Annotated in this window: 14 protein-coding genes; 10 read left to right on the top strand and 4 right to left on the bottom strand. The window is 71.7% G+C overall.

What is annotated here, in order from left to right:
• Positions 1-185 precede the first annotated feature (185 nt).
• Positions 186-1,541: an NAD(P)/FAD-dependent oxidoreductase gene (locus tag TN53_RS05635; protein ID WP_046257308.1), complete on the top strand. Its 1,356-nt coding sequence runs from the start codon at positions 186-188 to the stop codon at positions 1,539-1,541.
• 3 nt (positions 1,542-1,544) lie between these two features.
• On the opposite strand, the gene TN53_RS05630 is transcribed toward TN53_RS05635, so the two are convergent.
• The gene (locus TN53_RS05630) at positions 1,545-2,222 is read right to left on the bottom strand and encodes a class I SAM-dependent methyltransferase (protein WP_046257237.1); all 678 of its coding nucleotides are present in this window, start codon (positions 2,220-2,222) and stop codon (positions 1,545-1,547) included.
• Between the two features lie 113 nt (positions 2,223-2,335).
• On the opposite strand from TN53_RS05630, the gene pgm reads away from it, so the two are divergent.
• Positions 2,336-3,976, top strand: a complete 1,641-nt coding sequence (pgm, locus tag TN53_RS05625) for a phosphoglucomutase (alpha-D-glucose-1,6-bisphosphate-dependent) (protein WP_046257236.1) — start codon at positions 2,336-2,338, stop codon at positions 3,974-3,976.
• Positions 3,977-4,002: 26 nt separating this feature from the next.
• Here the strand turns inward: pgm and TN53_RS05620 are convergent, their stop codons facing one another.
• Positions 4,003-4,527 (bottom strand): PadR family transcriptional regulator, encoded by a 525-nt coding sequence (locus TN53_RS05620; protein WP_046257235.1) that lies wholly within the window; start codon positions 4,525-4,527, stop codon positions 4,003-4,005.
• A 158-nt stretch (positions 4,528-4,685) separates the two neighbouring features.
• On the opposite strand from TN53_RS05620, the gene TN53_RS05615 reads away from it, so the two are divergent.
• Positions 4,686-5,441 carry an alpha/beta fold hydrolase gene (locus TN53_RS05615; RefSeq protein WP_046257234.1) on the top strand — a complete coding sequence of 252 codons (756 nt, stop codon included), beginning with the start codon at positions 4,686-4,688 and terminating at the stop codon, positions 5,439-5,441.
• An 18-nt stretch (positions 5,442-5,459) separates the two neighbouring features.
• On the opposite strand, the gene TN53_RS05610 is transcribed toward TN53_RS05615, so the two are convergent.
• Complete coding sequence (locus TN53_RS05610) at positions 5,460-6,059, bottom strand: class I SAM-dependent methyltransferase (RefSeq protein ID WP_046257307.1); 600 nt, start codon at positions 6,057-6,059, stop codon at positions 5,460-5,462.
• A gap of 152 nt (positions 6,060-6,211) precedes the next feature.
• On the opposite strand from TN53_RS05610, the gene TN53_RS05605 reads away from it, so the two are divergent.
• The 7 genes from TN53_RS05605 to TN53_RS05575 all read left to right on the top strand — a co-directional run bounded on the left by TN53_RS05605 (position 6,212) and on the right by TN53_RS05575 (position 12,806).
• Positions 6,212-6,985 (top strand): MHYT domain-containing protein, encoded by a 774-nt coding sequence (locus tag TN53_RS05605; RefSeq protein WP_046257233.1) that lies wholly within the window; start codon positions 6,212-6,214, stop codon positions 6,983-6,985.
• Positions 6,986-7,039: 54 nt separating this feature from the next.
• Complete coding sequence (locus tag TN53_RS05600; RefSeq protein WP_046257232.1) at positions 7,040-9,601, top strand: nitrate- and nitrite sensing domain-containing protein; 2,562 nt, start codon at positions 7,040-7,042, stop codon at positions 9,599-9,601.
• The gene (locus TN53_RS05595; RefSeq protein ID WP_046257231.1) at positions 9,598-10,032 is read left to right on the top strand and encodes a roadblock/LC7 domain-containing protein; all 435 of its coding nucleotides are present in this window, start codon (positions 9,598-9,600) and stop codon (positions 10,030-10,032) included. The genes TN53_RS05600 and TN53_RS05595 overlap by 4 nt, the downstream gene beginning before the upstream one ends.
• Positions 10,033-10,055: 23 nt before the next feature.
• Positions 10,056-10,469 (top strand): DUF742 domain-containing protein, encoded by a 414-nt coding sequence (locus TN53_RS05590; RefSeq protein WP_046257230.1) that lies wholly within the window; start codon positions 10,056-10,058, stop codon positions 10,467-10,469.
• 147 nt (positions 10,470-10,616) lie between these two features.
• Complete coding sequence (locus TN53_RS05585; RefSeq protein ID WP_046257229.1) at positions 10,617-11,222, top strand: GTP-binding protein; 606 nt, start codon at positions 10,617-10,619, stop codon at positions 11,220-11,222.
• Between the two features lie 133 nt (positions 11,223-11,355).
• On the top strand, positions 11,356-11,769 hold the full coding sequence (locus TN53_RS05580) for a roadblock/LC7 domain-containing protein (protein ID WP_046257228.1): 414 nt from the start codon (positions 11,356-11,358) through the stop codon (positions 11,767-11,769).
• A 125-nt stretch (positions 11,770-11,894) separates the two neighbouring features.
• Positions 11,895-12,806 (top strand): DUF6397 family protein, encoded by a 912-nt coding sequence (locus TN53_RS05575; protein ID WP_046257227.1) that lies wholly within the window; start codon positions 11,895-11,897, stop codon positions 12,804-12,806.
• Positions 12,807-12,828: 22 nt separating this feature from the next.
• Here the strand turns inward: TN53_RS05575 and TN53_RS05570 are convergent, their stop codons facing one another.
• A complete protein-coding gene (locus TN53_RS05570) occupies positions 12,829-13,695 on the bottom strand; it encodes an acyl-CoA thioesterase (RefSeq protein ID WP_046257226.1) in 867 nt (288 codons plus the stop codon).
• Position 13,696: the final 1 nt, after the last annotated feature.

Genomic DNA, 13,696 nt, shown 5'->3' with positions numbered 1-13,696 from the left:
CCTCCCGGGATGGCGAGTTCGAGGCGCTCCGAAAAAGGGCCGGAACGCGGTCAACTCGTCTTTCTACGCAGAATACTTGTGTCTTCTCACAACAAGGCGACCAAGGGAGCGGATCGGTGAACTCTGCCGTAGGAACGGGCCGTCGGAGCGAGGGCGTCGGACGGGGCGAGCGGCACGCGGTCGTCGTGGGCGGCAGCATCGCGGGGCTCCTCGCGGCGCACGTCCTGGCCGGGCACTGCGACCGGGTGACCGTCGTCGAACGTGACCGGTTCCCGGAGGCCACCGGGTCACGGCCCGGCGTACCCCAGGGCCGGCATCCACATGTCCTGCTGGAGGGCGGGCAGACGGCCCTGGAGTCGCTGCTGCCGGGCTTTCTGACGGAACTGCAGGAGGCGGGGGCGCCGCGGGTGGGGATGCCGTCGGACATGGTGCTGTGGCAGAACGGCCGCTGGCTTCGCCGGTGGCCCGCGTCGACGCACATATACACCGGCTCCCGCGCGCAGCTGGAGGAGCTGATACGGCGGCGGGTTCTCGCCAATCCGGTGATCGGCGTGGTGGAGGGCGCCGAGGCCGTCGGGCTTCTCGGTGATGCCTCGCGCGTACGGGGCGTACTCCTGCGGGAACGTTCCGGCGACGTCGGCGCGGACCCCCGGGCCCTGGAGGCCGACCTGGTCGTCGACGCCTCCGGCAGCGGCACCAGGGCGCCGCAGTGGCTCGCGGCGATCGGCGCCGAGACCGCGCACGAGGAGACCATCGACACCGGGCTCGCCTACGCCTCGCGCGTCTACCGAGGCAGGAAGGGCACCCTCGACGGCGAGACCCTCGGCCACTACGTCTACCCCGGGCTCGACCAGGTCAACGGCGGCGGTGCGCTGCCCCTGGAGGACGGCAGCCATCTGGTCATCGTCTCGGGGCTGCGCGGCGACGAACCGCCCACGGGCGACGACGAGTTCGAGACGTACACCAAGCGACTGGCGCATCCGCTCCTGGACCGCTGGCTGGACGAGGCCGAACCGCTCTCTCCGGCGTTCGGCTACCGGCGGACCGCGAACATCCGGCGCCGCTACGACCTGCCCGGCCGCCGCCCGGCCGGATTCCTCGCCACCGGCGACGCCCTGTGCACCTTCAACCCGATCTACGGGCAGGGCATGGCCATCGCCGCGATGAGCGCGGTCGCCCTGCGCGACACGTTCGCCGACCACCGCCGCACCCCCACCACGCGCCGCGTGCAGCGGGCGCTGCTCGCGGCATCCCGCCAGGCGTGGGACATCTCGGCCGGAGCGGACCGCGGGATGCCGGGCGCGGTCGGCACCGCGGTCGCCGCCGGACCCGCGGACCGCGTCGCCGGGTGGTACCTGCGCCGCGTCACGGAACGGTCGCCCGGCGACCCCGTAGTGGGGCGCGCCTTCCGTGCCGTGCTGGTCCTCGCCGAGCCCGTCACCGCCCTGTTCGCCCCCTCCGTCGCCCGGGCCGTCCTCTTCAGCCGGCCCGGGCCGACGCCCGCCGAGCCGCCGGAGACACCGGAGGAACGCGGGCACTGAGCGTCAGAGCCCGCTCTCGTCGCGGCGGCAGTACAGGAAGAGATGGGGCTCGGGCCCCGCACTGGGGTGGTCCGGGGTGAAGGTCAGGCCGTGCCGGGACAGCACCGTCAGCCCGGCCGCCTCCACCATGCCGATCACGTCGTCCTCGGCGAAGCTCGTCGCGCGGACCGGCCGGCCCATGAAGACCACCTCGACGTCCTGCACGTCGGCGGGCACGGTGGCCAGCACCAGATGCCCACCGGGCCTCAGGGCCAGGGCCAGTCGCCGCACCAGGTCCGACTGCTGGGCGCGGGTCATCTGCAGCAGCGAGAAGAACACGCACACCCCGTCCAACGAGTCCGCGTCGAGCGGGACATCGCGGATGTCGGCCCTGCGGAACTCGGCCTCGGGGACCTGACGGGTGGCGAGTTCCACCATGACGGGGGAGACGTCGACGCCCAGTACCGAGTGCCCCGCCCCGACGAGCGCCGCCGCGGTGGGCCGCCCGGTGCCGCTGCCCACGTCCAGCGTCCGCGCGGCGGGAGGCAGCCGCTCGATCAGCCACTCCAGCGCGGACAGGTGCGCGGGGGCATGGGCGAACGCCTTCTCGTAGTCGGCGCCCAGCGCGTCGAACAGCACGGCGGCGGGCGGCCGTTGGTCCTCGTGCGGCACGTCGGTGTCCCTTCGCTCGCCGACCCGCATCGTCGCATCCGTCGTACGCGGGCCACAACGGTCGCCCGGTGCGCGTCCCGGCATCCCGGACAGGGGAGAATGGGGCAGTACCCCACGGTCGACTCTTGCGGAGGAGCGGGCACATGCAGGACGCGCGAGCGGGACAGGTCGCCGGGCCCGAGGACCTCATCGATGTGGCCCGCCTGGTCACGGCGTACTACGCGCTGCACCCCGACCCGGCCGAGCCCGGGCAGCGAGTGGCGTTCGGTACCTCCGGACATCGCGGCTCGTCGCTCGCGGCGGCCTTCAACGAGGACCACATCGCCGCCACCAGCCAGGCCATCTGCGAGTACCGCGCCGCCCAGGGCACCCACGGCCCGCTCTTCCTCGGCGCCGACACCCACGCCTTGTCCGAGCCCGCGCGGATCACGGCGCTGGAGGTGTTCGCCGCCAACGACGTGGCCGTCCTCATCGACCAGGCCGACGGCTACACACCCACCCCGGCGGTCTCGCACGCCATCCTCACCCACAACCGGGACCGCACCTCCGGCTTCGCCGACGGCGTGGTGGTCACCCCCTCGCACAACCCGCCCGCCGACGGCGGCTTCAAGTACAACCCGCCGAACGGTGGCCCCGCCGGGTCCGAGGCGACGTCCTGGATCCAGGACCGCGCCAACGAGATCATCACCGGCGGTCTGAAGGACGTACGGCGCATCCCCTACGCCCGTGCGCTGACCGCACCCGGCACCGGCCGTTACGACTTCCTCGGCACCTACGTGGCCGACCTGCCGAACGTGCTGGACCTGGACGCGATCCGGGCCGCCGGCGTGCGGATCGGCGCCGACCCGCTGGGCGGTGCCTCGGTCGCCTACTGGGGCCGGATCGCCGAACAGCACCGGCTCGACCTGATGGTGGTCAACCCGCTCACCGATCCCACCTGGCGCTTCATGACGCTGGACTGGGACGGCAAGATCCGTATGGACTGTTCCTCGCCGTACGCCATGGCCTCGCTCATCGAGCAGCGCCACCGGTTCGACATCGCCACCGGCAACGACGCCGACGCCGACCGGCACGGCATCGTCACGCCGGACGGGGGCCTCATGAACCCCAACCACTATCTGGCCGTGGCGATCTCGTATCTGTTCTCGCACCGGGAGCAGTGGCCCGCGAGTGCCGGGATCGGCAAGACCCTGGTGTCGTCCAGCATGATCGACCGGGTCGCGGCGGACGTCGGCCGGCCGCTGGTCGAGGTCCCGGTCGGCTTCAAGTGGTTCGTGGACGGCCTGTCGGACGGCTCGCTCGGCTTCGGCGGCGAGGAGTCGGCGGGCGCGTCCTTCCTGCGCCGGGACGGCTCGGTGTGGACCACCGACAAGGACGGCATCATCCTGGCCCTGCTCGCCTCCGAGATCACGGCGGTCACGGGCAGGACCCCGTCGCAGCACTACGCCGATCTCACGGACCGCTTCGGAGCCCCCGCCTACGCGCGCGTGGACGCCCCCGCCTCCCGCGAGGAGAAGGCGCTGCTCGCCAAGTTGTCTCCGCGCCAGGTCACGGCCGACACCCTCGCCGGCGAGCCGGTCACCACGGTGCTCACCGAGGCCCCCGGCAACGGCGCGGCCCTCGGCGGCATCAAGGTCGCCACCGCCAACGCCTGGTTCGCGGCCCGCCCTTCGGGCACCGAGGACGTGTACAAGATCTACGGGGAGTCCTTCCTCGGCGCGGACCATCTGCGGCAGGTCCAGGAGGAGGCCAGGTCCGTGGTGCTCGAGGCGCTGGGCGCGTGACGCGCACGACCGGCGGTGAGGTGACCTCAGCCGTCCAGTGAGGCGAGGGTGTCCCGCAGCCAGGTGAGTTCCGCCCGGGACGTGGCGCGCGCGATCGTCAGGATTCCGCGCCGGAAGGGATCGTCCAACTCCTCGGCGCGCAGCGGCCGGTCACCCTCGTAGAAGAAGCTCGCGGGTTCCTCCAGGAACGCCAGCCTGCGGCGCAGCACGGTCGCCTGCGCCGCGGCGTCGTCCAGGTGCCGGAGGAACGCGAGCAAGGTGAACCAGCGGTTCTCGTCGGTGATGTCGCGCTGTACGGGCTCGGCGAGCCGGCGGCGCAGATCGCGTCGGCCGTCCTCGGTGAGCGTCAGGACGTGTCGTGGCGCGGCGACGGAACCGGGCTCCGTCGCGCGTTCCAGCAGCCCGGCCTTCTCCAGTCGCTTGATCGCCGGATAGAGCGTGCTCTCCGCGATGGGCTTCACGTGCCCGGTCAGCGCTGCGATGCGTTTGCGCAGCTCGTAGCCGTGCAGGGGGGCGTCGTACAGGAATCCGAGGATGGCGAGCTCCAGCATGCCCGCATTCTGCCGTACGTCCGGTGTACATCGCTTGATGAATACATCGTCTTTTCTATACCTCGTAACCGATGTATTGTCGGAGCGATGGTTCGCAAGGGTGGCTCCCGAGGACGCCGCCAAGGACGCCACTACGAGCGCCGCTCAGGGAGGACGCGATGAAGCAGGCCGAGTTCGACGGCAAGGGAAGCTGCATCCGCTGGACGGAGGTGCCCGGCGAGGAACCCACACGCGTGTACGTGCACGGACTGGGGTCGGTCTCGTCCGTGTACCACGCCCATATCGCGGCCCGGCCCGAACTCGCGGGCAACCGAAGCCTGTTCGTGGACCTGCCCGGACACGGCATCAGTGACCGGCCCGAGCACTTCGGTTACACACTCGACGACCACGCCGGCGCGCTGGCGGCGGCGCTGGACGCGGCGGGGGTCACGGGTGCCGAGCTCATCGCGCACAGCATGGGCGGCGCCGTCGCCCTGGTGCTCGCCCACCGGCGTCCCGAACTGGTCTCCCGCCTGGTGCTCACGGAGGCCAACCTGGACGCGTTCCCACCGCCCGCCGCGGGCAGCAGCGGCATCGCCTCCCACGAGGAGGAGGCCTTCGTGGACGGTGCCTACGCGCGCGTGCTGGAACAGGTCGGGCCCCTGTGGGCGGCGACCATGCGACTGGCCGACCCGCGCGCCCTGCACCGGACGGCCGTCGGGCTGAGGCGCGGGTCCGACCCGGTCATGCGCACCATCCTCGAAGATCTCACCGTGGAGCGCGTGTATCTGCAGGGCGAGTTGAGCGGTGAACTCGAGGGCAGGGGTGATCTGGAGGCCACGGGGGTGCGCGTGGTGACCGTGCCCGGCGCGGGTCACAACGTCATGTTCGACAACCCCGACGCCTTCGTGGCGGAGGTCGCCGGGCGGGGCTGAAGGGGCGGTGCCGCAGGGTCAGGCGTCCCGCACGGCCAGCGCCAGGAACCGGATGTCCTCGTCGACGTACGACGTCATGCGCCACCCGGAACCGGCCAGCAGAGGCCGGAGGTTGGGCTCTGCACGCAGGTCGTCCGGCGTGATCTGCCGGCCCTGTCGTGCCGCGAGCGCCGCCCTGCCGATCGGGTGGAAGAGCGCCAGCGTGCCGCCCGGACGCACCACACGCGCCAACTCCCGCAGGTTCTCGGCCGGATCGGGCAGATGGGAGATCAGCCCCGCCCCGAACACCGCGTCGAGCGACTCCGCGCGCAGCGGCAGCGCGGCCACGTCGGCCAGCAGCAACTGCCCGTCCCGGTCCCGTCCGGCCCGTACGGCGGCCTGGAGCATGGCCGGGGTCAGATCGGCCCCCAGGACCACTCCCGAGGGCCCCACGGCCGCACGCAGGGGCGGCAGGGCGCGCCCGGTGCCGCAGCCGGCGTCGAGCACGCGATCCCCCTCGCGCAGCCCGAGGCCGGAGACCGCGGCGGCGTAGGCGGGACCGTCGTCGGGAAAGCGGGCATCCCAGTCGGCGGCTCGGGCGCCGAAGAACTCCTGGACATGTGTGTGGTCGTCGCTCATGTTCCGCATGATCTCTCACCGACAAGGATGATGCTCCTGCGCACACGTTCGAGCGCGCCGCGATCGTTCAGGGGCATCTCTGCGTCATATTCCAACACCTTTCGAACTGCGCCCCCTTTGTGCGCCCATGCCCCGACTAGCGTCCCGGAGCCATGGGACACCTGGACCACGCCGCACTCGGCTGGCTGACCCCCGTGCTGTCGTACGTGATGGCCTGCATCGGCGCCGCACTCGGGCTGCGCTGCACCGTCCGCGCGCTCGGCGCCACGGGGCGTTCACGCCGCAACTGGCTCATCACCGCCGCCTCCGCGATCGGAACCGGCATCTGGACCATGCACTTCGTGGCCATGCTCGGCTTCAGCGTCAGCGGCACCGACATCCGCTACGACGTGCCGCTCACCATCGTGAGCCTGCTCGTCGCCATGATCGTCGTCTGTGCCGGCGTCTTCGCCGTCGGCTACAGCAAGGACCGCGCGCGGGCGCTCTTCCTGGGCGGGCTCACCACCGGACTCGGCGTGGCGAGCATGCACTACCTGGGCATGGCCGCCGTCCGTCTGCACGGCGACGTGAAGTACGACCCGGTCCTCGTGGGACTGTCCGTGCTGATCGCCGTCGTCGCCGCGACGGCCGCCCTGTGGGCCGCGCTCAACATCAAGTCGCCCGTCGCCGTCACCGTCGCCTCGCTCATCATGGGAGCCGCGGTGAGCAGCATGCACTACACCGGGATGTTCTCGGTGAGCGTGCACGTCAGCCCCTCCGACGCGGCCCTGCCCGGGGCCACCGCGATGCAGTTCATCTTTCCCCTCGCCGTCGGCCTCGGGTCCTATCTCTTCCTGACCTCCGCCTTCGTCGCGCTGTCGCCGACGTCGGGGGAGCGCGAGGCGTCCGCCTCGGCCCAGCGGCCGGTCGAGAGCGTCACCCACTGAGGGATCCGCCGGGCCGCCGGGCCCGCCCACCGACCACTTCCGAGGCAGGAGGCCATGCGTACATCCCGTAGGACCCCCATGAACGGCGCCGACGCGTCGGCTCCGTCCCCCGCCCGCGGCCGCCGCGCCCACGCCGGACCACCGGCCGACGAACGCCTGGACGAACCGGTGGGCGCCGTACCGGACGAGACGCCCACGCGCGCGGGACGGTGGCTGATACGCCCGCGCACCGTGCGCGCCAAGATCGTCTGCCTGCTGATGGTGCCGGTGGTCTCGCTGCTGGCCCTGTGGGCGTACGCCACCGTCACCACCGCCCAGGACGTCTCCCGGCTGCGGCAGTTGCAGCGGGTGGACGCCGAGATCCGGTCCCCGGTCGCGGTCGCGGTCGCCGCGCTCCAGACGGAACGCGCGGCCGCGGTGCGCTATGCGGTCGCCCCGACCGACGGCCGCGGCGCAGACTTCAAGGCGCTTGCGGAACGCACGGACAAAGCCCTGGACAAGCTCCGGCTCGGCGACGACAACACCGTCGCCGACGGCGAGGAACTGCCCGCCGGAGTGGCCCAGCGCCTCGAGACCTTCGTGACCGGCGGTGAGCAACTGCGCTCCGTGCGGGCCGCGGTGCTCGACCGCCGCGCCGGCTGGGACGAGACGTACGGGCGCTATACACGGACCATCGCCACGGCCTTCGGCGTGGGCGGTGCCCTCACCGGCATCCAGGACGCCGAACTGGGCTCCGACGCACGCGTGCTGCTCGAGTTCTCCCGCGCGGGAGAGGCGTTGGCCCAGGAGGACGTCCTGCTGGCCGGCGCACGTCTCGCCGGGCGCATCGACGGCGAGCGGCTGCGGCTGTTCACCGGCGCCGTCGAAACCCGCCGAACCCTCACCGAATCCGCCGTCGCCGACCTGCGCGGCCCCGAACGCGCCGCCTGGCAGGACCTCGCGGACGGCAGCGACTACGCGGCCGTGGGCACCGTCGAGGACAAGGTCCTCGCGAGCCGTGCGGGCGCGTCGGCGATCGCCGCGGCGCCCGAGGCCACCTGGAGCAAGGCACACGCGCGCGTGCAGGACGGGATGCGGACCATCGAGGAGGACGCCGGACGCGGCGTCGCGGACCAGGCGGACCCGTTCACCCGCGGTCTGCTCACCCCGGCCGGTGCCGCCGTCCTGTTCGGCCTCGCCGCCGTCCTCGCGTCGCTCGTCATCTCCGTACGCATCGGACGCGGTCTGGTCATCGAGCTGGAGGGCCTGCGCAACCTCGCCCTGGAGATCGCGCGGCGCAAACTCCCCGAGGCGATGCGGAAGTTGCGCGCCGGCGAGGAGATCGACGTCCAGGCCGAGGCCCCGCCCGGACCGCCCTCGGAGGACGAGACGGGGCAGGTCGCCGAGGCCCTGGGGACCGTGCACCGCGCCGCGCTGCGGGCCGCCGTGGAACGCGCCGAACTCGCCAGCGGCATCTCCGGGGTGTTCGTCAACCTCGCCCGCCGCAGCCAGGTCCTCGTGCATCGCCAACTGAGCCTGCTGGACAACATGGAACGCCGCTCCGAGGACCCGGGCGAGCTGAGCGACCTCTTCCGGCTCGACCACCTCACCACCCGTATGCGGCGCCACGCGGAGAGCCTGATCATCCTCTCCGGAGCGGCACCCGGCCGGGCCTGGCGCATGCCGGTCTCCCTGACCAACGTGGTGCGCGCGGCCGTCTCCGAAGTGGAGGACTACGCGCGCGTGGAGGTACGACAGCTCCCCGAGGCGTCCGTCGTGGGCGGGGCCGTCGCCGACGTCACCCACCTCCTGGCCGAGATCGTCGAGAACGCCGCGCAGTTCTCGCCCCCGCACACGCGCGTGCGCATCACCGGCGAACCGGTGGGCAACGGCTACGCGATCGAGGTCGAGGACCGGGGGCTGGGCATGGGCAAGGAGTCCCTCGCCGAGGCCAACCACCGCATCGAGCAGTCCGAGGCGCTCGACCTGTTCGACAGCGACCGGCTCGGACTCTTCGTGGTCAGCAGGCTCGCGGCCCGCCACGGCATCAAGGTCCACCTGCGCACCTCGCCCTACGGCGGCACCACCGCCGTCGTCCTCCTGCCCACCGCCCTTCTGCACAGCGGTTCGGAGGAACGTTCCCCTCGCAAGGCCGTGGACCAGGAACACATGTACGCGCGCGTGCCCGGCGCGACCAGGCCGCGGGAGTCCGTGCACGCCTCGGCCGACCGGCCGGCCCTGGTGGCCCCCGCACCGGTCGCCGCGGAGGCCAGGGCGGAGGTCGCGGCCTCGGCGCGGGCGGAGTCCGGGTCCGGCTCCGACAGCCCACCCCCCGGAGTCACCACCTTGCGACTGCACCGTCCCCCGGACGACTCCGAAGCACCGGAAGCATCGGACGACCTCCCGCGCCGCGTCCGGCAGGCGAATCTCGCCCCTCAGCTGCGTGAACCACGTACGGAGGAACCGGAACCACACTCCGACCCACGGGGTGAGGACCGGCGCACCCCCGAGCTCGTACGGGACCGGATGGCGGCCTATCGCGACGGCTGGGCACGCGGCGGCGGCCGCCGGCCCGGCCGCGGCGCCACCCCGGATTCCGCCGCGGTCAGCGACAGCAGCGAAGGAGACCCCGCATGATCCAGGACCCCAGCATGAGGGCAGCCCAACGGTCCGGTGAACTCGACTGGCTGCTGGACGACTTGGTGCTGCGCGTCAGCGAGGTACGGCACGCCGTGGTGCTGTCCAACGACGGTCTGGCCGTGGGGGCGTCGACCGATCTGCGCCGTGAGGACGCGGAGCACCTGGCCGCGGTGGCCTCCGGTTTCCACAGCCTGGCCAAGGGCGCAGGACGCCACTTCGGCGCGGGCGGAGTGCGCCAGACCATGGTCGAGATGGACGACGGCTTCCTGTTCGTGGCCGCCGCCGGTGACGGCTCCTGCCTCGCCCTGCTCACCGCCGTGACCGCCGACATAGGCCTGGTGGCCTACGAGATGGCACGGCTCGTCAAGCGCGTCGGCGAGCACCTGTACACGGCGCCGCGCATCGCCGCGCGGCCTCCCGCCGGATGAGACGAGAAGGGCGGTCCACGCTCATGACGGAGGACATGACGGACGCCCCGCGGGAGCAGGGCAGTCAGTGGTACGACGGTGAGGCGGGGCCTCTCGTCCGCCCGTACGCCATGACGGGCGGACGCACCAAACCCGGCCCCACCGGGGTGCGTTTCGACCTCATCGCCCTGGTCACACTGGACGCGGCCGCTCCTGGTGTCGACGACGACACCGCGCTCGGACCGGAGCACCGGGCCCTGATCGAGCTGTGCCGTGTCGAGACCCAGTCGGTCGCCGAACTCGCCGCGGGCGCCGACCTGCCCGTCGGCGTGGTCAGGGTGCTGCTCGGTGACCTCCTGGAACTCGGCTGCGTCACCGTCAGCCGCCCGGTACCGCCCGCGCAACTTCCTGACGAACGGATTCTGCGCGAAGTGATCGAAGGACTGCGGGCACTGTAGATGAAACTTCGTAACCGAACGCGCGCGAACCGGCCACATCGGTCAAATAGCGGTGTAACCCTTCGAAGGGGTACCGCAGTTGTCATCATGCTGACTTCGCACACCTGCACCGTCGGCCGTTACCGGTACTCCCGAGAGAAGTGATCAATGGTCTCCGAGACTTCCGATGCCCAGGGCGGCGAGTCGACCGCGCTGGCGTTGAAGATACTGGTCGCCGGTGGATTCGGCGTGGGCAAGACCACCCTGGTGGGCGCGGTCAGTGAGATCAGGCCGCTGCGCACCGAGGAACTCCTCAGCGAGGCCGGTCAGTTGGTGGACGACACCGGCGGCGTGGACCAGAAGGTCACGACCACGGTAGCCATGGACTTCGGCCGCATCACCATCCGCTCCGGTCTCTCCCTCTACCTCTTCGGCACCCCCGGCCAGGACCGCTTCTGGTTCCTGTGGGACGAGTTGTCGCAAGGCGCCCTGGGCGCCGTGGTCCTCGCGGACACCCGGCGCCTGGAGGACTGCTTCCCGGCGGTCGACTACTTCGAGCACCGGCACATCCCGTTCGTCGTGGCCGTCAACTGCTTCACTGGCGCCCGCACTTACGGCGCCGGCGACGTCTGCCGCGCCCTCGACCTCGACCGCGGCACCCCCGTGGTGCTCTGCGACGCCCGGGACCGTGACTCCGGCAAGGAAGTGCTGATCCGGCTAGTCGAGTACGCGGGACGGATGCACACCGCCCGACTGCTCGACTCGGTGGGCTGACCCCGGCCACCGTGCAAAGGTTCGGCCATCTTCCGCGGCTTGGCCCGTCCTCCTTGCCGAGGCCCTGGCCGTCGGGAAGGGTGGCCGGGAGATCCTCCGGCCAGGGGGAGACGTCACACGGGGAGACGGAAACATGGCGCAGAACCAGGGACTCGGCTGGTTGCTGGACGATCTGACGGAGCGTGTCGACCACGTACGGCACGCACTGGTCCTGTCCAACGACGGGCTCGTGGCGGGTGCGAGCACGGGGCTGCGCCGCGAGGACGCGGAGCACCTCGCCGCCGTCGCGTCCGGACTGCACAGCCTGGCCAAGGGGTCCGGACGCCACTTCGGCGCCGGCAGAGTGCGCCAGACGATGGTCGAGTTCGACGACGCGGTGCTGTTCGTCACCGCGGCGGGGACCGGCAGCTGTCTGTGTGTGCTCAGCGCCGCGGAGGCCGACATCGGGCAGATCGCCTACGAGATGACACTGCTCGTCAATCGCGTGGGCGAGCACCTCGGCGTGGACGTCCGCCGACCCGAACAGAGCTCGGCCATGGACCTCTGACCTGCTCCTTCTCCCTCCCCCGCGGAGTTATCCACAGGCTCGGCAGAAGATCCGCCGGACCGGTTACGGTTTTTCACGGCGAGCGCACACAGCGTGAGCGACCGACTCCACGGGGGAGTACGACCATGTCAGGCAGCACCGTCACCGCAACCCACCAGCTCTCCTGCGCGCCGAGCCGCGCGGCACGGGAACTGGGGCTCAAACGAAGCGAGTTCGACCTCGCCGTCCACCTCGGCCACATCTGGAGTGTCCCCGACGAAGGCGGTGGAGGCCGTCGCGTCACCCGCTCCGAGATCGACCGGCTGCGCACGGAGGACGGCTTCCCCGACGCGCTGCAGGAACGAGTGCGGGTCGTGGGCACCACCGAGGGCGCGGCCGTCATGGATGTGCCCGTCAGCAGGTTCACGCGCCTGGCGCGACTCGGCGTGGTGGCGCCGGTGCGCTTCTACCTCAACCGCTACCGGGCGGTGGTCTGGCTGTATCTGGCCGAGGAACTCCGGCAGTTCGCGGCCGATGAGGAGAACTCCCCACTGCTGAACGCCCGTCGCACGCCCGAGGGACTGCGCGACCTGCTGGACGCGGGGCTGGACCTGAGGGCGCGCAACTGGCGCGGGCGTCACCGGGAGTTCCTGCTGCGAGTGGCCGACGGCCCATGGGAGAGCGCCGGGGCCCTGGCCGCGTTCCTCGACCCCGTTCAGATCTCGGAGATCGTCCCGGACCCCTATGAACGCTCGCACCTCATGCGCTTCCGGCCGGGCCCGCCGACCCAGGGCGCGCAGGGTTCGCCCGCCGCATACCTCGCGGAGAGGATCATGACGGCGGACGACCCGGACGAGATCAGCTGGCTGAGGGCCGATCTGACCCGGACGCTCGAGGACGCCCGCAGGCTCCGGCCCGCGCCACGACCCGTTGCGAAGCAAGCGCCTCCCGGGCCGGAGCGGAGGTCCACCGTCTGCGAGCGGCCGACCGCCGCCCCCGCCGTTCCCGAGCAGCCGTCCCGTGGCCTGCTCGGCTGGCTGCGCCGCAAAAGCGCGTGACCCGCAGCAGAGGCCCAGTGACCTACAGCGCCCGGAACAGCCCTTCCTGGACGACCGACACCAGCATCCGCCCCTCCACGTCGTAGATCCGCCCGCGGGCCAGGCCCCGACCGCCCGTCGCCACGGGCGACTCCTGGTCGTACAGGAACCACTCGTCAGCACGGAACGGCCGATGGAACCACATGGCGTGGTCCAGCGACGCGATGTCGAAGCTCCGCGGGCCCCACAGGGGTTCGACCGGGATACGGACGGCGTCCAGGAGGGTCATGTCACTGGCGTAGGTCAGCGCGCAGGTGTGCACGACCGGGTCGTCGCCGAGCGGCCCGACCGCGCGCATCCACACCGCGCTGCGCGGCTCGGCGTCCTTGACCTCCTCGGGTGTCCAGCGCAGCCGGTCCACATAGCGGATGTCGAAGGGCTGGCGGCGCGCCATCCGCTCCAACTGCTCGGGCAGCGCGCCCAGATGCTCCCGGATCTCGTCCGTGACCGACGGCAGCGACTCCGGGTCCGGGACCTTGCGGGCCGGCGGCAGCTGGTGCTCGAAGGAACCTTCCTCAGGCTTGTGAAAGGAGGCGGTGAGATTGAAGATCGTGCGGCCCTGCTGCACCGCGGTGACCCGGCGGGTCGTGAACGACCTGCCGTCCCGCACCCGTTCGACCTGGTACACGATCGGCACGCCCGGCCGGCCCGGGCGCAGGAAGTACGCGTGCAGCGAGTGCACCGGGCGGTCGCCCTCGGTGGTGCGGTTGGCGGCGACCAGTGCCTGGCCCGCCACCTGGCCGCCGAAGACCCGCTGCAGGGACTCGTTCGGGCTCAGGCCGCGGAAGATGTTGAGCTCGATCTGCTCCAGGTCGAGCAGGTCGACCAGCTTTTCGGCCGGGTTCGTCATG

Source organism: Streptomyces sp. WM6386 (assembly GCF_000972385.1).
Taxonomy (GTDB): domain Bacteria; phylum Actinomycetota; class Actinomycetes; order Streptomycetales; family Streptomycetaceae; genus Streptomyces.
Note: the sequence above shows the minus strand (reverse complement) of the source record. Positions and strands in the feature narration are given on the sequence as shown.